14 protein-coding genes are annotated in these 16,599 nt (G+C 59.9%); 3 read left to right on the forward strand and 11 right to left on the reverse strand.

Translation table 11 applies throughout. The features are described from left to right. The first annotated feature begins 25 nt into the window (after positions 1-25). Entirely contained in the window at positions 26-1,453 is a 1,428-nt protein-coding gene (locus KBY08_RS10730; RefSeq protein ID WP_111522744.1) for a DUF2723 domain-containing protein, read from the forward strand. Between the two features lie 56 nt (positions 1,454-1,509). Here KBY08_RS10730 and KBY08_RS10735 read toward each other — a convergent pair whose 3' ends face one another. The 4 genes from KBY08_RS10735 to KBY08_RS10750 all read right to left on the reverse strand — a co-directional run bounded on the left by KBY08_RS10735 (position 1,510) and on the right by KBY08_RS10750 (position 7,142). Then, positions 1,510-3,336: a glycoside hydrolase family 15 protein gene (locus KBY08_RS10735; RefSeq protein ID WP_111522743.1), complete on the reverse strand. Its 1,827-nt coding sequence runs from the start codon at positions 3,334-3,336 to the stop codon at positions 1,510-1,512. Then, positions 3,329-4,129 carry an SDR family oxidoreductase gene (locus KBY08_RS10740; protein WP_011267572.1) on the reverse strand — a complete coding sequence of 267 codons (801 nt, stop codon included), beginning with the start codon at positions 4,127-4,129 and terminating at the stop codon, positions 3,329-3,331. The genes KBY08_RS10735 and KBY08_RS10740 overlap by 8 nt, the downstream gene beginning before the upstream one ends. A 66-nt stretch (positions 4,130-4,195) precedes the next feature. Next, complete coding sequence (locus KBY08_RS10745; RefSeq protein WP_058823038.1) at positions 4,196-5,233, reverse strand: NADP(H)-dependent aldo-keto reductase; 1,038 nt, start codon at positions 5,231-5,233, stop codon at positions 4,196-4,198. Between the two features lie 97 nt (positions 5,234-5,330). After that, positions 5,331-7,142, reverse strand: a complete 1,812-nt coding sequence (locus tag KBY08_RS10750; RefSeq protein ID WP_104653101.1) for an ABC transporter ATP-binding protein — start codon at positions 7,140-7,142, stop codon at positions 5,331-5,333. 88 nt (positions 7,143-7,230) lie between these two features. Between KBY08_RS10750 and KBY08_RS10755 the strand changes: the two genes are divergently transcribed. Further along, positions 7,231-7,656: a DUF1810 domain-containing protein gene (locus KBY08_RS10755; protein WP_024660411.1), complete on the forward strand. Its 426-nt coding sequence runs from the start codon at positions 7,231-7,233 to the stop codon at positions 7,654-7,656. A gap of 7 nt (positions 7,657-7,663) precedes the next feature. Here the strand turns inward: KBY08_RS10755 and KBY08_RS10760 are convergent, their stop codons facing one another. The 7 genes from KBY08_RS10760 to KBY08_RS10790 all read right to left on the reverse strand — a co-directional run bounded on the left by KBY08_RS10760 (position 7,664) and on the right by KBY08_RS10790 (position 16,095). Then, entirely contained in the window at positions 7,664-8,734 is a 1,071-nt protein-coding gene (locus KBY08_RS10760; RefSeq protein ID WP_024642562.1) for a DUF1615 domain-containing protein, read from the reverse strand. Positions 8,735-8,821: 87 nt separating this feature from the next. Next, the gene (gene glsB / locus KBY08_RS10765) at positions 8,822-9,730 is read right to left on the reverse strand and encodes a glutaminase B (RefSeq protein ID WP_011267568.1); all 909 of its coding nucleotides are present in this window, start codon (positions 9,728-9,730) and stop codon (positions 8,822-8,824) included. 70 nt (positions 9,731-9,800) lie between these two features. Continuing rightward, complete coding sequence (locus KBY08_RS10770; protein ID WP_011267567.1) at positions 9,801-10,616, reverse strand: class II aldolase/adducin family protein; 816 nt, start codon at positions 10,614-10,616, stop codon at positions 9,801-9,803. A gap of 697 nt (positions 10,617-11,313) precedes the next feature. Continuing rightward, positions 11,314-13,716, reverse strand: coding sequence for a TonB-dependent receptor plug domain-containing protein (locus tag KBY08_RS10775; RefSeq protein ID WP_111522742.1), 2,403 nt, complete (start codon positions 13,714-13,716; stop codon positions 11,314-11,316). Between the two features lie 281 nt (positions 13,717-13,997). Continuing rightward, a complete protein-coding gene (locus tag KBY08_RS10780; RefSeq protein ID WP_003407991.1) occupies positions 13,998-14,399 on the reverse strand; it encodes an ExbD/TolR family protein in 402 nt (133 codons plus the stop codon). Between the two features lies 1 nt (position 14,400). Beyond that, complete coding sequence (locus tag KBY08_RS10785; RefSeq protein WP_003407988.1) at positions 14,401-15,129, reverse strand: MotA/TolQ/ExbB proton channel family protein; 729 nt, start codon at positions 15,127-15,129, stop codon at positions 14,401-14,403. Between the two features lie 132 nt (positions 15,130-15,261). After that, entirely contained in the window at positions 15,262-16,095 is an 834-nt protein-coding gene (locus KBY08_RS10790) for an energy transducer TonB (RefSeq protein ID WP_111522741.1), read from the reverse strand. Positions 16,096-16,449: 354 nt separating this feature from the next. Here KBY08_RS10790 and KBY08_RS10795 point away from each other — a divergent pair. Continuing rightward, positions 16,450-16,599 (forward strand): transposase (locus tag KBY08_RS10795; protein ID WP_225651145.1); only part of this gene is annotated, 150 nt, incomplete at its 3' end.

Consider the following 16,599-nt stretch of genomic DNA (forward strand, 5'->3'; position numbering starts at 1 on the left):
GTTCACCTCACGGAGGAGCGGTTCAATGCCACTCGATTCGCGCACATCGATGTGTATCCCCCTGTTTTTGCTAGGTGCCGCCATCACGGCGAGCTTTCTGGCCTCCAGTGGTCCCGTGCAATGGATGGACAATGGCATGTTCCTGGCCAACGCCCATGAGGGTCTGTATTTCAGCCAGTCGCTCGGGCCACTGGAGCATCCGTTTTATCAGCTGTTCAATACGGTTTTTTTCAACCTGTTCGGTGCACGCTCGCTCAGCCTGCTGAATTCGGTGCTTCTCCTGCCGCTGGCTTGGGTCGTCTACCGATTGGCGCAGAGCGTTGGCGCGGGTGCACGCCAGGCGCTGCTCGCTGCCGCGGCGACAACACTGGCCCATGGTGTGTTCTGGGTGTCGACGAAGGCTGAGGTCTACCTGTTGCACACGCTGATCGTGCTACTGGCCTATGCGCTGTACTTCAATGACAGTCCGCTTCTGACGCCGCTGAAAAAACTCTTCGCGATTGGCGTACTCACCGGGCTGGCGGCCTCGGTTCATCAACTGACGTTCGTGGTTCTGCTGCCGCTTTACGTGCACCTGCTGTTTCAGCACAAGGCGCAAGTATTGATCACCCTGCCCGGTTTCATGCTTGGTTTCGCGGCGGCCGCTGTTGCGGTAATCAATGACCTGAACGCCGGGATGGGCCTGCTGGACATTGCGCATCGTTACATGACCGGGGCCAGCGCGACCGTTGCAGGGCCGGAGTGGGAAGGCAGTCTGTTGCGTTTCGACAAACTCCTCGAGGAGAAGAGCGCGGTAGCGCTGTTGCTGCTGTCGCTGATCGGGCCGCAAATGGCGGGGCTGCTGCTGTTTCCCAGGGGAAGCCGGCTGCGCTTGTTATGGAGCGCCGCGCTGCTGAATCTGGTGTTCGCCATTTCCTACAACGTGACCGACCGCTTTACTTTTTTTCTGCCCGGTGCAGCGATACTGACGATCCTCGGCATGATTCAGTTGCGGCGTATCCTGCCCCGCACAGCGGCACGCGGCACGTTGCTCAATCTCTCGGCATTGTCGGCACCGGCAGCCGTCCTGCTGACGTATTCACTGTACGCCAACGGGGTCATCACCCTTCCGGCGCACAAGGAGCAGCTGCCCTATCGTGACGATATTCGCTACTTCATGGTGCCCTACCTGCGCGACCGGTCCGCTGAGCATTTCGTGCGCGCCTACGAGCCGGTAGTGCCCAAAGGTGCGTTGATCATTGCCGACTGGACACCGATGGGCGCGATGCGCTCGGGGCAAGCGATCGGGCTGCTTGCCGGACGCACGCTGGCGACCTGTGATGACGACGTGGCGATTCGGGCAGCCATGCGCAGCAACGGCGTTTATCTGCCGCGGTTGAGTTATTGCGCGACTGTGGCGCAAGACCACCGACTTGAAGAACAGCCAGTGGGGTATTCATTGCACGCCAAGTGAAACGAATCATGGCTGAAGCGTTGAACGTTCATTTCATGATCCGTTTCTTCACCGTATCAAGGCTGCCAGAGCGCCTGTCCACCGCCCAGTTTGCGGTCCAGAAAACTGGCCGCACTGATCAGCGCCAGATGGCTCAGGGCCTGCGGCGTATTGCCGAGGTGATGAGCATGCGCGTCGAATTCCTCGGCGTACAAGCCCAGCGGATTGGCGTAACGCAGCAACTGCTCGAACTCCAGATGCGCCTGTTCGACCCGGCCGGCACGGGCCAGACACTCGACGTACCAGAACGAGCAGGCCACGAAGGCGCCCTCTTCACCTGCCAGACCGTCATCATGATCGTCGTCGTTGCGGTAACGGAACACCATCCCGTCACGCACCAGCGCGGCCTCGATGGCATCCAGCGTCGCCAGCCACTTGGGATCGTTGGCGCCGACGAAGCGCACCAATGGCATCAGCAACATCGAGGCATCCAGATTGCGGCTGCCCTTGTGCTGCACGAAGTGCCCCAGGTCGTCGTTCCAGAAGTTCTTCCAGATATCGTTGTGGATCTCCTCGCGCACCTTGGTCCAGCGTTCGAACGGCCCCGACAGCGAACGCTTGAAGGCCAGGCGCAGTGCCCGGTCCAGCGCTACCCAGCACATCAGCCGCGAGTGCAGGAAGTGCTGATCGCCGCCGCGCATTTCCCAGATGCCCACGTCCCGGTCGTTCCAGTGCTCGCACACATAGTCGACTTGGCGCACCACATGCTGCCAGCCGTCATGGGAGATGGCGTCGCCGTATTTGTTGGCCAGGTACACGGCGTCCATCAGCTCGCCGTAGATGTCCAGCTGAACCTGCTTGTACGCTTCGTTGCCAATACGTACCGGCTGCGCACCGCCGTAGCCGGACAGGTGATCGAGATGCTCTTCCGGCAGCTCTGCATGGCCATCCAGCGCATAGAGAATGCCGAGCTTCTCGGTCTGTTCGCAGCAGTCATCCAGTCGTCCGCGTACCCAGCTCATGAAGGCATTGGCTTCATCGGTGTAGCCCAGGCGCATGAATGCATACACGGTGAACGACGCGTCACGTATCCAGGTGTAGCGGTAATCCCAGTTGCGCTCGCCGCCCTCGGTTTCCGGCAAACCGAACGTCGCAGCGGCAACAATGCCGCCATGCTTGCGCGAGGTCAGCAGCTTGAGGGTCAGCGCCGAACGAGTGACCATTTCACGCCAGCGGCCGGTGTATTGCGATTGCCCGGACCAGCGCCGCCAGAACTTCAAGGTGTCATCGAAATAGCGCGAGCAGCGGCCAGCAGCGACATTCGAATCATCGATTCCGCCGAGAATGAACTCGATGGTCTGGCCCTTGTGCATATGAAATTCGGCAACGGCGTCGTGCTGCTCGAGACGCAACGGCGTCGTTGCCGACAAACGCATGCCCGGTTGCCCGGCGGCTTCGAAGCAGATGTCCTGACCATCGACTCGCGCAGCGGTGTCGGCACGGCTGTAATCCATGCGCACCCGGCAGCGCATGCGCAGCGTGGCCTCGCCAAAACGCACCTGAACGCGGCGCACGATACGCGGCAGATCATCCTGATCCTCGCCGATCGGCATCAGGTCGGTGACTTCCACCACCGCGTCCTCGGAAATCCAGCGGGTTTGCAGAACGTTGGTGTCCGGCAGGTAGATCTGCAGCCGCCTGGCGTCAGGCAGATCGGGCGCCAGCTGAAAGATCCCGGCGTCGGGGGTGTCCAGCAGCGCGGTAAAAATCGACGGGCTGTCGAAGTCCGGCCAGCAGCAGAAATCGATACTGCCGGTGTTGGCAATCAGCGCAGCACTGCGCATGTCGCCGATGATGCCGTGATCCTCGATACGGTTTTGCGCCTCTGCGGGAAAGTCAGCCATTGCCACGGAACTCCGGATAGAGGGTCATGCCGCCGTCGATGAACAGGGTGGTGCCGTGCACATAATCCGAGGCATCGGAAGCCAGCCAGAGCACGGCATTGGCGACGTCTTCCGGCTCGCCGATACGACCATAAGGGATCAGCTTGAGCATTTCCTTCTCGGCGTCGCCCTTGCGTGCATCGGCATTGATCGGCGTGCGGATGGCGCCCGGTGCAACGCTGTTGACGCGAATCTTCAGTTCGCCCACTTCCTGAGCGATGCTGCGCATCAACAGGTCGACGCCGCCCTTGGACGCTGCGTAATTGACGTGCCCGGCCCACGGAATCAGTTGGTGCACCGAGCTCATGTGAATGATCTTGCCCATGGCCCGTGACACTTCAGGGCGCATGCCCTGCTTGATGAACTGGCGCAATGCTGCGCGGGCGCAGAGAAACTGCCCGGTCAGGTTGACGTTGATGACGGTATTCCAGTCTTCGAGGGACATGTCGACGATCGACGCGTCCTTTTGCAAGCCGGAATTGGCGACCAGAATATCCAGCGCGCCGAAATGTTCGATGGTCTTTGCAAACAGCCGCTCGACGTCTTCTTCCTTCGAAACGTCGGCACCCACAGCCAGCGCCTTGCCCCCGGCCGCACGAATCTCTTCGGCGAGTTTCTCGGCAGGTTCAGGCTTGGAGTTGTAGTTGATCACCACGGCGGCACCGGCCTCTGCCAGCGCGCGTGCGGCACCTGCGCCCAGACCGGAACTTGCGCCGGTAACGATTGCAACTTGTTGCTTGAGTGAGATGTGCATCAATTTCAGCCTCGGAGTAAGCGTATTAGTGCTGACTGGCGAGGCTGAAATTAAGTTCAGTGCAGGTTATGGCGCAGGGTTGGGCTGCGAGGTGTGAATGGCCTCGATACCGGCGATGACCTCATCGGACAGCGTGACGTCGATGCTCTGCAGATTGATCTTCAGCTGATCGAGTTTCGTTGCGCCAATGATGTTGCTGGTCACGAACGGTCGGCTGGTCACGTAGGCCAGCGCCATCTGCGAGGGATCCAGACCATGCTCGCGAGCCAGCGCGACGTACCTGGCCGTGGCGGTGACGGCCTGCGGATTGTTGTAGCGCTGGAAACGCTCGAACAGGGTCAGACGGCCATCGGCCGGACGTGCACCGTCCAGGTACTTGCCCGCCAGCACACCGAACGCCAGCGGCGAGTACGCCAGCAGGCCGATCTGTTCGCGAATGGCGATTTCCGCCAGACCGACTTCAAACGTGCGGTTAAGCAGGTTGTAGGGATTCTGGATGGAGACGGCACGTGGCAGATCGAGGGTTTCGGCCAGGTGCAGAAAACGCTGGGTGCCCCATGGCGTTTCGTTGGACAGGCCGAAGTGACGAATCTTGCCCGCCGTGACCAGATCGCCCAGTACCGACAGGGTTTCTTCGATTTCGACGGCCTGATCATCCGGGTCGTGGGTGTAACCGAGCACGCCGAAGAAGTTGGTCTTGCGATCCGGCCAGTGCAGCTGGTACAGGTCCAGATAATCGGTGTTCAGACGCTTGAGGCTGGCTTCCAGCGCCGCAGTGATGTTCTTGCGGTCAAGGCGCGGATTGCCATCGCGGATGTGATCCATGCGACCTGGACCGGCGACCTTGCTGGCCAGTACCCAGTCGTTGCGGTCGCCGTACTTCTTGAAGTACTCGCCGATGATGCTTTCGGTCTTGGTGTAGGTCTCGCCACGCGGCGGCACCGGGTACATTTCTGCCGTGTCGAGGAAGTTGACCTTGGCATCCTTGGCCATACGAATCTGTTCGAATGCTTCATCCTGGGTGTTCTGCTCGCCCCAGGTCATGGTGCCCAGACAGATCGCGCTGACCGACAGATCGGTTTTGCCCAATTTACGAAATTGCATCGATGTCTCCGTTTGATTCAAAAAGATACAGCTTGAAACAGGGCTCCCATAAAACGCCGACTGGTCATTCACTGCAACACTTTTTATCCGGTTTTACCTAGCGATAACCCTGTGCCTGCAGATCGAACAGCGCGGCGTAGCGCCCTGCGGCGGCGATCAGGCTGTCATGATCACCGCGTTCCAGCACCCGCCCGTGCTCCAGTACCACGATGTGTTCGGCATTGCGCACGCTGGAAAAGCGATGCGATATGAGCAGCGTCATGCGCCGTTTGGCATACTCGCGAAAATGCTCGAATACCGCCGCTTCTGCGCCTGCATCCAGCGCAGCAGTCGGCTCGTCGAGAATCAGAATATCGGCGTCGCGGCGCATGTAGGCGCGTGACAGCGCGATTTTCTGCCACTGCCCGCCGGACAGTTCCTGACCTCCCGCAAACCAGCGACCCAATTGGGTGGCGTAGCCATTGTCGAGCTGTTCGATGAACTGCGCGGCCATGCCCTGCGCCGCCGCTTCGCGCCAACGGCCTTCATCATGGAAGGCCTGAGTGTCGCCGACTCCGAGGTTCTCGCCGACCAGAAACTGATAGCGAATGAAGTCCTGAAAAATCACGCCGATGCGCGATCGCAAAGCCTCTTCGTCCCACTCCTGCAGGTCGCTGCCGTCCAGCAGAATGCGGCCTTGATCAGGCTGGTAAAGACGCGTCAGCAGCTTGATCAGCGTGGTTTTCCCCGAGCCGTTCTCGCCCACCAGGGCCACGCTGCGCCCCGGCGCCAGGTGCAGATCGATGTTTTCCAGTGCCGGACGGCTGGTCCCCGGGTAGGTGAAACTGACGTTTTCGAAGCGCATGCCATCGCCGGGCTGCGCGCCCACGGTCAGGCTGCCGGCAGACGGCGTGACCGGCTGACCGAGGTAGACATACAGGTCGGCCAGATACAGGCCGTCCTCGTACAGACCACTGATGGCGCTGAGACTGCTGCTTACTGCGGCCTGACCCTGCTTGAACAGCACCAGGTACATGGTCATCTGCCCCAGGGTGATCCGCCCATGCACCGCATCGACCACCACCCAAGCGTAGGCCAGGTAAAACGCAGCCGTGCCGAGCAGGCCGAGCAGGAAGCCCCAACCATCACGGCGCACCGTCAGGCGCCGGTCTTCGGCGTACAGACGCTCGAAGGTGTCGCGGTAACGCTTGAGCAGCAGCGGCGCGAAGCCGAACAGCTTGACCTCTTTGATATAGCCCTCGTGGGAGAGCAGTGTTTCGATGTAATTCTGCCGACGGGTTTCCGGAGCGCGCCGGGTAAACAGGCGGAACGCATCGCCGGAAAAATGCGCCTCGGCAAAGAACACCGGCAACGCGCCGAGCACCAGAATCAGCAACGCCCAAGGCGAGAAATGCACCAGCAGTACGGCAAAGCTGATCAGCGAAATAAGGTTTTGCAGCAACCCCAACGACTTGGTCACCAGTGCCAGCGGCCGTGTCGAGGCTTCACGCCGGACGCGCACGAGCTTGTCGTAGAACTCGGAGTCTTCGAACTGCGACAGCGACAGGGTCTGGGCCTTCTCCAGAATCAGGGTATTGACCTTCTGCCCCAGCAGCACCCGCAGCAATGCCTGCTGCACCGAAAGCCCACGCTGTGCTGCCGCCAGCAGAGCCAGCACACCGGCTTCGAACAACACATAGCGCAACACCGGCCACAACGGCGCTTCGCCTGCGCTGGCGTGCAACTGCATGGCAGCGACCACGGCATCGACGATGCGCTGGCCGAGCCAGGCGGCCAGCGCGGGCAGCAGGCCGGCGATCAGCGTGGCGACGATCAGGCCGATGGACAGCGCTCGGGAGGTGGTCCAGACCAGATGCATGGCGCGCAAGGCCTGCTGCATGAACGAAATGAAACGCTTGAAAACCGGCATACGCTTAAAAACTCTTCAGACAGGTCGAACCCCCTTGAGGGGCGGCCATCATACGACCACAGGTTTGTTGAAAAACAGGAAACTCATCATGAAAGATACTTACAACCTGCAACGCTTTGTCGATGCCCAGCAACCGCTGTTCCAGCAGGTGCTAACGGAACTCGGAGCCGGACAGAAACGCTCCCACTGGATGTGGTTCGTATTCCCGCAGATCCAGGGGCTGGGGCGCAGCGACACGGCGCGACACTACGCAGTCACCGATCTCGATGAAGCGCGGGCTTACCTGCAACACCCCGTGCTGGGCCCGCGCCTGGAACAGTGCGCCGGCATCATTGCGCCTCAGGTAGAACGTTCGGCGCGACAGATCTTCAGTTCGCCGGATGACATGAAACTGCATTCGAGCATGACCCTGTTCAGCATCGCAGCACCTGAGCGGCCTGTGTTTCAAAAGGTGCTGGATACGTTTTTCGGGGGCGAGCGGGATGCAATGACGGTGAACCTCCTGTCACGATGATTCGACTTCACTTGGGCGCACGCTGCACGCAGCGTTCGCGTCGGTCGTCGACGCGCTCGGCAAACCAGGCGGTAGTAAGGTTGCGGGTGATTTTCGGACTTTTCAGGGTGATGCCGGGCAGGATGGCTCTGGGCAAAGGCTTGCCCGCCGCCCTGTCCGCCAGGGCGAAGACCTTGCTGTACAGATCGGTTTCCTCGAACTCCAGCGTATCGCCCTGCTTGAGCTGGTTCCATATCTGCGACTTGTTCATCCCCAGCCGATCACCGAGGGTGCGCACCGCCAGCTCGGTGGAGCCTGGCGAGGTGGAGTCAAAGCGGATCAGGTCGCCATCCAGCGCCAGCTCGATCCCGGTTGCCCGACTCACGGCATTCTGGAACGCAGCATTGCGGCTGGCGTACCAGCCGGCATTGAAGTCGGCAAAGCGGTACAGCGACTCGGTGTAGTTGACCGGGTAGCCCAATAGGTGGGCGATACCGAAGTACATGCCACCACGGCGGGTGAAGACTTCGCGACGGATCGAACCATCGACTGTGTAGGGATAATCCTCGGCGTGTTTCTCGGCAAAGGCGATGCTGACCTGCATCGGCCCGCCGGTCTTGACCGGGTTGAAGTTGCCGAACAACGCCTGACCCAGCGGCACCATGCCGATGAAGTCATCAAAGATCGCGCTGAGGTCTTTCTCGGTGCGCGCAGAATCAAGGCGTTTGCCGTAAGTCTTGCCGTCCGGCGAGCGCACGCGCAGCGCCGTGGCGATCAGCGCATCGGGAATGTGCAGCCGCGCGGCGCGGCGGTTGATTTCAGCGCGGGCGATGTGGCCCATGCCCGGCACTGCAGGATCGACTTGAAAGGTCGACTCCTGCTCGGTAACGGCCATCACCGAACACAGGTTTTCGGTGGTCAGCGGGATTTTCTGCGCGGCAAACGCGGCATGAATATCCGTGGCCCATGCCTGGCGATCCGTGACATTTACCGGCATCAGGCGCACGATCCGCGCGCGCGCCTGTTCAGGCGTCAACTCGGGTTCCAGAACCCGTTGCGTGCCGCAGCCTGCCAGCACCAGCAGCCCGACGCTCAGCATGAGCGATTTGCATAGCCTTCTATTCAATCCATGACTCCTGTCTGGTTCGCGCTTCGACGCGCGGTTCACTTCAGAAGGCTTTTTACCTCAAAAGACCGACCAGTCGACCCTCGCGCTGAGTTTTTCCAGCGCAGCCATACCGACAAGGGAATTGCCCGCTGCGTTCAACTCCGGGGACCACACACAGACCGAAGCACGCTCGGGCACGATCGCAACGATACCACCGCCTACCCCGCTCTTGCCCGGCAGGCCTACGCGATAGGCGAAGTTGCCGGCCTCGTCGTACAAGCCGCTGGTGGCCATGATCGAGTTGACCTGGGTGGCTTGCCGCGCAGTGAGGACCTGCTCGCCGCTGTGCGCGCAAAAGCCCTGATGCGCCAGGAAGCCGAATGCCTTGGCCAGATCGATGCAGTTCATGCTCAGCGCACAATGGTGGAAGTAGCTGCGCAGCACGTCTTCCACATCGCCGTGGAAATTGTCGAAGGACTTCATCAGATAGGCCGCCGCGGCATTGCGCGAACGGTGCTGGTATTCGGAGTCGGCGACTTTGGAGTCGGAAGTGATCGCCCGATTGCCGCACAGGCGTCGAACGAAGTCGCGCATCGACAGCGACGGTGCTGCAAACCGCGCCTGATTGATGTCGCAGATCACCAGCGCACCGGCATTGATGAACGGGTTGCGTGGCCTGCCCTGCTCGAATTCCAGCTGCACCAGCGAGTTGAACGGCTGGCCGGAAGGCTCGTGCCCGAGGCGCTGCCAGATCTCCTCGCCCGAGTGATTGATGGCTTGCACCAGGCTGAACACCTTGGAAATGCTCTGTATCGAAAACGCCGTTTCGGCGTCGCCGGCGCTGAACACCTGGCCATCGTTGCCGTACACCGCGATGCCCAGTTGATCAGGCCGGACCTCGCCTAGTGCCGGGATGTAATCGGCAACCTTGCCCTGACCAAGCAAGGGTCTTACTTCATCGAGGATTTCGTTCAGCAGGTCTTGCATGTGTGCGCCCCTTGTTTTGGCTGCGCACACTACACCAACCTCAAGCGCCTCGCATCACTGCGTTGCAGGCTCAGGTCCTGTAGTCGGTGTCATTACGCTCCAGCTCGCGAATCAGGGCATTCCAGTGCCGTGCGACACCCGGCGCATGGCCGTCCTTGATGGCCTTTGCCTGCTGCTCCACCTTGGCAATCACCTCGCGCGGCGGAAACACCAGTTCGGCGTTACCCGCCGACTGCGCTGCAATCTGAATGTTGCAGGCGTACTCGAGGGCATGAAGCTGCTGAAACGCATGCTCGACACTCACCCCGCCAGTCAGCAACCCGTGGTTACGCAGGATCATCACGCTCTTGTCACCCAGGTCCGCTACCAGCCGTTCGCGTTCGCTCAAGTCCAGCGCAATACCTTCATAGCCGTGGTAAGCCACCCGGCCGGAGAAGGCAATCGAGTGCTGGGAGATGGGCAGCAGGCCGTCCTTCTGGGCCGACACGGCGATACCGTCACGGGTGTGAGTGTGCAGCACCGCCTGCAGGTCGTGGCGCGCTGCATGAATGGCGCTGTGAATCACGTAACCGGCGTAGTTGATACCCAGCCCGGTGGGGTCATCGACAATCGTCCCGTCAATATCGACCTTGACCAGGTTGGACGCGGTGATTTCATCGAACAACAGCCCGAACGCGTTGATCAGAAAGTGCTCGTCCGGGCCCGGCACACGTGCCGAGAAGTGCGTATAGATATGATCGGTCCAACGCTTGAGCGCCGCCAGCCGATAGGCTGCCGCCAGCTTGACCCGGACGTCCCATTCCTCCGGCGACACTCTGTCGCGCACGCTGCCGCCACCCGACTGCGTCGTACCTGACTGGACTGGCAAAGCGCTGACGTTGCTCATGGTATTGCTCCTGGATGACTGCTGACTGATCAACAAGACTAGGCGTATGGCAATCCAATTAAAAAGCACATTTACTTCTAAGCTAATTATAAAAAATCAGAATATTAAAACCTGCTTGGTCATCTGCTTTGCGCGTGTGCACGACGGTCTATGATTATTCCTAAAGGCTATTTAAATAACTTTTTGTATAGCGACATGCTCCAGAGCATTCTAAATCCCCGCTGGAGCATCGCACGCCGAAGACTGCAAGATTTCTGCCCCGTATCAGCTGCCTCACAGCGGCCGACGCTCTGCGTAACACGGCGGTTCCGGGATGTCAGGTGGATTGAGGTCCGACTCAGGTCACCTTTTCGCCCCTCGGCGAGTCACTTTGATGGGGCCAAAGTGACCAAAGCCCCTGGCTCCGTTTCCGGCCCGACTTCGTCGGGTTCCTTCGACCTGTCACTGATCCGGGGGTCGCCGCAACGGGCCCTCCATGGCCCGGTGCGGCTTGCTCGGCGTCCTGCCGAGCATCCCCCGGATCAGCGTCAGGACTCAGCCGTCACTTACGTCGCAATTTGCGTTGTCAGTGCCATCGCGCCAAAAAAGCGCTTTCGTTTATGTGCAGTGCCCAGGAGCAAGGCATAGCGTCGTGTTGCAGCGTCACGAGCTTTATACAAACTCAACGCATTGGAACGACAGTCAGCGGCAAATCGCGCTACCAGTTATACGTGACCTTGCCGTAGTAATAAGCGCCGCTGTACCCGTAGGGTGAGAACGTGCTGTAGGCCAGGTTGCCGCCGCTGGAGGAGAAGTCGTTGAGCTTCTCCGGGTATTTGTCGGTGACGTTGTCGCCGCCCAGGGTGAAGACCCAGCTCTTGAGCTTGTAGTCGACCGCCAGGTCCAGCAGCCAGGCGGCGCTGAAGGTCTGGTCGTTGACCTTGTCGGCCTGATAGCTGGTGAACTCGCCGTAGCGGACCAGGTTGGAGTGCAACGCCCAGTTACCGAACGTCAGGTCATTGCCCAGTGTCAGTTTGTGTTGTGGCGTGGTGTCGCCCAGCAAACCGATGCGTTCCCTGCGGTCTACCCGTACCAGATTCACCCCCAACTGATCGAGAATCGTCGGGTTGGCCTTCACGTCGGTGACTTTGGTGTGGTTGTAGTTGTAACCCACCGTGCTGTTCCAGCGCACGCCGTTGTCGAACTGATAGCGGTAACTGGCGACCAGATCGACGCCATCGGTGCTGGTGTCCGTGGCGTTGGTGAAATAGCGGGCACTGGTGTAGTTGATATCGCCTACGCCATTGCTGCGCAGGTAATTGATGGCGGTGTCATTGAGCACCAGATTGGAAGACAGCGAGATACGGTCCTGAATGTCGATGCGATAGACGTCGGCAGTCAAGGTCAGGCTGTTCAGCGGCTGGAGTACCAGGCCAAGGCTGTAGTTACGGGACTTTTCCGGTTTGAGGTCTTCGGCGCCCAACAGTTGTGCAACGTTACTGCCGGCCGGAAACGTGCCCGCTTCCTGGAGGGTGTTGCCAATCAGCTGCGACGACGTGAAGGCAAAATTCTGCTGCGCCAGCGAAGGCGCGCGGAAGCCTGTCGATACGCTGCCTCGCAAGGCCACCTGCGGAGTGAAATCGTAGCGCGCCGAGAGTGAACCGCTGACATTGGAGCCGAAATCGCTGTAGTCCTCGTGGCGAACGGCCGCCGACACGCCCAGTTTCTCGGTCAGATTGGTTTCCAGGTCCAGATACTGGGCGAAGTTGTGTCGCGAGTAACTGCCGGCATCCGCCGCACGGAAACCGCCCAGCCCGGAACTGCCGGTCTGGAAATACGACTCCGCTTGCCCTGCCTCGATCTGATAGCCCTGACGCAGGTATTCCGCGCCAAACGCAACCGATACCGGGTAAGGCAACCACGCTGTATTGAATTCTCTGGACAGATCGAGGCTCAGTTGCTTCTGATCATTGGTCAGCGTGCCGTTGTAGAACGAGCGCGGCGTGTTCAGTCCCAATGAGGTGTTGATGGTTTTGGTGCGCAGCTCATAGGAGTTTTTGCCATAGTTGGCGGACACGTCGTAGTGCCAGTCATACGCCAGCTCTCCGCGCAGGCCCGCGACCAGCGAGATGTCTTCGAGCGTGCCATTGATCAGCGGCAGATAGCCGTTGGGATAAATCGCCGCAATGTTATTCGAGGCATTGCTCGGCCGATAAAATCCGGCGGTTTCGCCACGCCTCTTGCTGTAGCCCCCGAAGCTATAGAACTCCGCCGCATCATTGAAGCTGTATTCAGCGTTGTACTGCAGCTTGCCCTCGTGCGTCTGTGGCTCGCCCTGGCGAAACACCTGCTGACCGTAAGTGGTGGACCCGACACTGGACGCTCGAAAGTCGTCACCGGCACGGTTGGTGTAGTCATTGTTGGCACCTTCACCGGAAAGGTTGAACGTGCCATTGTCGCCTAAAGCAAAACCGGTATTGCCCGACACCTGGCGCTGGATCCCGTCGCCCTTCTTGTATTGGCCGTACTGGCTGGAAATCGACCCGCCGTGGTCGGCGCTTTTGAGAATGATGTTGATCACCCCGGCGATGGCATCGGACCCGTAACGTGCCGACGCACCGTCGCGCAGGACTTCGATATGGTCGATGGCCGACAGCGGGATGGCATTCAGGTCGGCAGGTGCCGAACCGCGTCCGACCGCCCCGCCCAGATTGACGAAGGCGGATGTATGGCGGCGCTTGCCATTGACCAGCACCAGCACCTGATCCGGCGACAGGCCGCGCAGTTGCGCCGGACGCGTCAGCTCCGCACCGTCCACCAGGCTCGGCCGGGGGAAATTGATCGAAGGGATCAAACGTGCCAGCACGGTGCCCAGTTCGCTGGAGCCGGAACTGCGCAGGCTGTCACCGGAAATCACATCGATAGGCGACAGCGAGGCGCTGGCGGTACGCTCCTGCGCACGGGTGCCGGTCACGATCACTGTACCCAGGGTGGACGCACCCTGAGTGTTTGCTTCATCTGTCGCTTCTGCGGCGAATGCACTTGCACTGATGCCCGCGACGCTCAGCAAATTGGCTGAAAAAATCGCCGTGGCCAATACACTGCGTTTGAAATTCCCCATACCACTACCCCTTGAAAATCCCTGATCCAGAAACTCTGTTCTGGTTACAACGAGCGATCCGTGCGGCGGACGGTGGCGATCATTACGGTGTCTGATTAATGTTCCGGTAGTCCGATGCGATATAGCTTAATGACATTGATTTAAATATTTAAATATCAATAACGAATAAGCATCTGCATTTGTGTCAGTACTGAAAAATGCCTGCGATGCAGACAAAAAAAGGCCGCACCTGCCTGAGGATGCGGCCCGAAACTGTTGAAACTGTAGGTGGTATGAATCTTTTACCTGGCAGTGATTACCGACAATTTGGTAATCCCGGCACGTTCGATGGAGGCCATGGCGCGCGCGACTTCCCCGTAGTTGACGCCATTGTCCGCCTGCAATTGCACGCGCACGTCAGGGGCCTTGTCCCTGGCCGCCTTCAGGTTGCTTTCCAGCAAGTCCGGCTGGATTTCGTCCTTGTTGATGAACAGCTTGCCCTGCCCGTCGATGCTCACCACCAATGGGTCTTTCTGTTCCACTGGCGCGACCGATTCGGTCTTGGGCAGGTTGATCGGGATCGAGTTTGTCAATAGCGGCGCGGTAACGATGAACACCACCAGCAGCACCAGCATCACGTCTACCAGCGGCGTGACGTTGATCTCGCTCAGCACTTCATCGGTGTCTTGCGTGGAAAAAGCCATCTCAGGAGGCCTCCTGCACTTTCTGCCCGGCGTGTGCGCCTGCAGCGCCGGACTTCAATACCGGATGCAGCAGCACACGGAAGGCACTCTTCTGCGCCAGGCTATAGAAGTCATGGGCAAAGTCATCCAGATCGGCAGCCGTCAGTTTCAGGCGTCGCAGAAAGTAGTTGTAGACCAGCACTGCAGGCACTGCGACGGCAATGCCGACACCGGTTGCCACCAGCGCCGCGCCGATCGGCCCGGCCACCGTTTCCAGGCTCGCGGAACCGGCCGCACTGATGCCCTTGAGGGCCGACATGATGCCCCAGACCGTACCGAACAGACCGATGAAAGGCGAAGTGCTGCCGATGCTGGCGAGGATGGCCAGACCGGTTTCCAGCGAGCGGCGCTCGCGGACGATCTGCTGACGCAGGGCGCGCTCAAGGCGGTCCTGATGGTTGATGGACTGACTGAGGTCATGGGCCTGCGCGCCATCCGCCACCTGAATGGCGGCGTAACCGGCCAGCGCGACCCGAGCGGCAGCGCCCGGTTGCTCGTGGGCCAGTTGCGCGGCTGAATCCAGGCTCGATGCCGCCCAGAACTGCTTGTGGAACTTGCGATCCTGAGACTTCAGGCGCGAAAACTGCACGCCCTTGAGCAGGGCCAGGCCCCAGGTCGCGACGGAAAAAATGACCAGCAGCCAGATGACCGCGTGTTCGATGGATTCAAAAGGCGAAGCAATCAGGTTCATGGCGCAGCTCTCTCTATGAACAAAGTCTGAACAAGGCATGGGTTGTGTCGCGATGCGCCTTTGGTTCAGGTAGCTCGCCAGGTCATTCGAATAGCCGGGTTTGATCGTGAAACGTTATTTGATCTTGAAGCCTCATTTGATCTTGAAATCAATGGGCACGCTGACCCAGCCATCCTGGGCGACATCGCCCTGCTTGGCCGGAACGAAACTCCAGCGTTTCACCGCCGCCAGCGCGGCGTCGTCGAGCTGGTCGCGGCCACTGCTCTTCTGTATCTGAATCTCGCCGGGTTTGCCGCTGGCCAATACATGTACGCGCAACAGCACAGTGCCTTCCCAGCCACGACGCATGGCCAGCGATGGGTATTCCGGGGCCGGGTTGCGCAGGTAACCCGCGCTGGCCGAGGCCGGGGTCACCGGCTTTGGTGCGGGCGCTGCCGGTGGCGCAGGCGCGGCGATAGGGGCTGCAGGTACAGGAGGTGCGGGTGGCTGCTCAACCGGTTTGGCCACTGGTTTTACAGCTGGCTTGAACACCGGTTTGGGCGGCTGTGGCTTGGGCTTGGGAATCGGTTTGGGCGGTGGTGGTTTGACTGCCAGTTCGTCCTCGACCGGAGGCGGCGGCTCGACCACCGGCTGCACGACAGGCTCGGGCGTTGGCGGCGGTGTTTCCACAACCGGTGGCGCAGGCTGGGAAAACTCGATGGTCATCGGCGGAATTTCAGGTGGCACCACCGGCAACGCTGGCGTCGGGTTCTGGCTCAGCCAGTAAATGATCGCGCCATGGAACACCAGCGCCAGCGCACCGAGCAAAATGGCTTCGCGCCGCCCCAGAATCGGCTTGGGGGTGCTTTGCAGCCGCGCTAACGCCAGCGGCGCACGGAAAGGACGCCCAAGATCGACCAGGTCGCCACTCGGCGTCTGGCGCCAGGGCACGTCATGTGCACTGGCTGCGGTCTGGACATTGCCCATTGATACACTCCTGCATTTTCATGATAAAAATCCAGGTTCTGTTGGTATCAGTCACCTTCCTAAGGCCGAAGTGGCGAGGCAATCATCGCCGAAAAAGGCTTGTTCCTGAAAAGAATATTTGGTTCGTCGGTTAGATCTTAAATACATATAAAGACCTGATTGACTGCTTTCTTGGACTCGGTCGGAATGCGGCATGAGTGTACGGAAAAGACTAGGGTGCCGACGTTCCGCGTCAGCTCTTGAATGTGCAGTGCGGCGCAGAGTTGTGACGCGGAGCGTCACGAAAGGCATTCCCACGCCGGTGGACTGCCCCCAAGAAGTTGGACACCAATCCGACCTAATGGGGGTGTTCAAATGGCCAAGTATTCAGAGCAATTCAAACTCACCGTCGTCAAAGCGTACCTTGAAGGCAATATCGGCTTTCGTAAGGTGGCCAGTCAGTTCTCGATCGATTTCAGCCTGCTTCGACGCTGGGTCGCCAATTACAAGAGCCATGGGCACACA

Source organism: Pseudomonas sp. P135 (assembly GCF_020312125.1).
GTDB classification, from domain to species: Bacteria; Pseudomonadota; Gammaproteobacteria; order Pseudomonadales; family Pseudomonadaceae; genus Aquipseudomonas; species Aquipseudomonas fragariae.

Coding starts and splice junctions, on each gene's coding strand:
- KBY08_RS10745 (WP_058823038.1), bottom strand. CDS start 5,233: ATGCAATTTCGTAAATTGGGCAAAACCGATCTGTCGGTCAGCGCGATC.
- KBY08_RS10785 (WP_003407988.1), bottom strand. CDS start 15,129: ATGAACCTGATTGCTTCGCCTTTTGAATCCATCGAACACGCGGTCATC.
- KBY08_RS10790 (WP_111522741.1), bottom strand. CDS start 16,095: ATGGGCAATGTCCAGACCGCAGCCAGTGCACATGACGTGCCCTGGCGC.
- KBY08_RS10740 (WP_011267572.1), bottom strand. CDS start 4,129: ATGCACATCTCACTCAAGCAACAAGTTGCAATCGTTACCGGCGCAAGT.
- KBY08_RS10770 (WP_011267567.1), bottom strand. CDS start 10,616: ATGAGCAACGTCAGCGCTTTGCCAGTCCAGTCAGGTACGACGCAGTCG.
- KBY08_RS10775 (WP_111522742.1), bottom strand. CDS start 13,716: ATGGGGAATTTCAAACGCAGTGTATTGGCCACGGCGATTTTTTCAGCC.
- KBY08_RS10750 (WP_104653101.1), bottom strand. CDS start 7,142: ATGCCGGTTTTCAAGCGTTTCATTTCGTTCATGCAGCAGGCCTTGCGC.
- glsB (WP_011267568.1), bottom strand. CDS start 9,730: ATGCAAGACCTGCTGAACGAAATCCTCGATGAAGTAAGACCCTTGCTT.
- KBY08_RS10755 (WP_024660411.1), top strand. CDS start 7,231: ATGAAAGATACTTACAACCTGCAACGCTTTGTCGATGCCCAGCAACCG.
- KBY08_RS10730 (WP_111522744.1), top strand. CDS start 26: ATGCCACTCGATTCGCGCACATCGATGTGTATCCCCCTGTTTTTGCTA.
- KBY08_RS10780 (WP_003407991.1), bottom strand. CDS start 14,399: ATGGCTTTTTCCACGCAAGACACCGATGAAGTGCTGAGCGAGATCAAC.
- KBY08_RS10735 (WP_111522743.1), bottom strand. CDS start 3,336: ATGGCTGACTTTCCCGCAGAGGCGCAAAACCGTATCGAGGATCACGGC.
- KBY08_RS10760 (WP_024642562.1), bottom strand. CDS start 8,734: ATGCTGAGCGTCGGGCTGCTGGTGCTGGCAGGCTGCGGCACGCAACGG.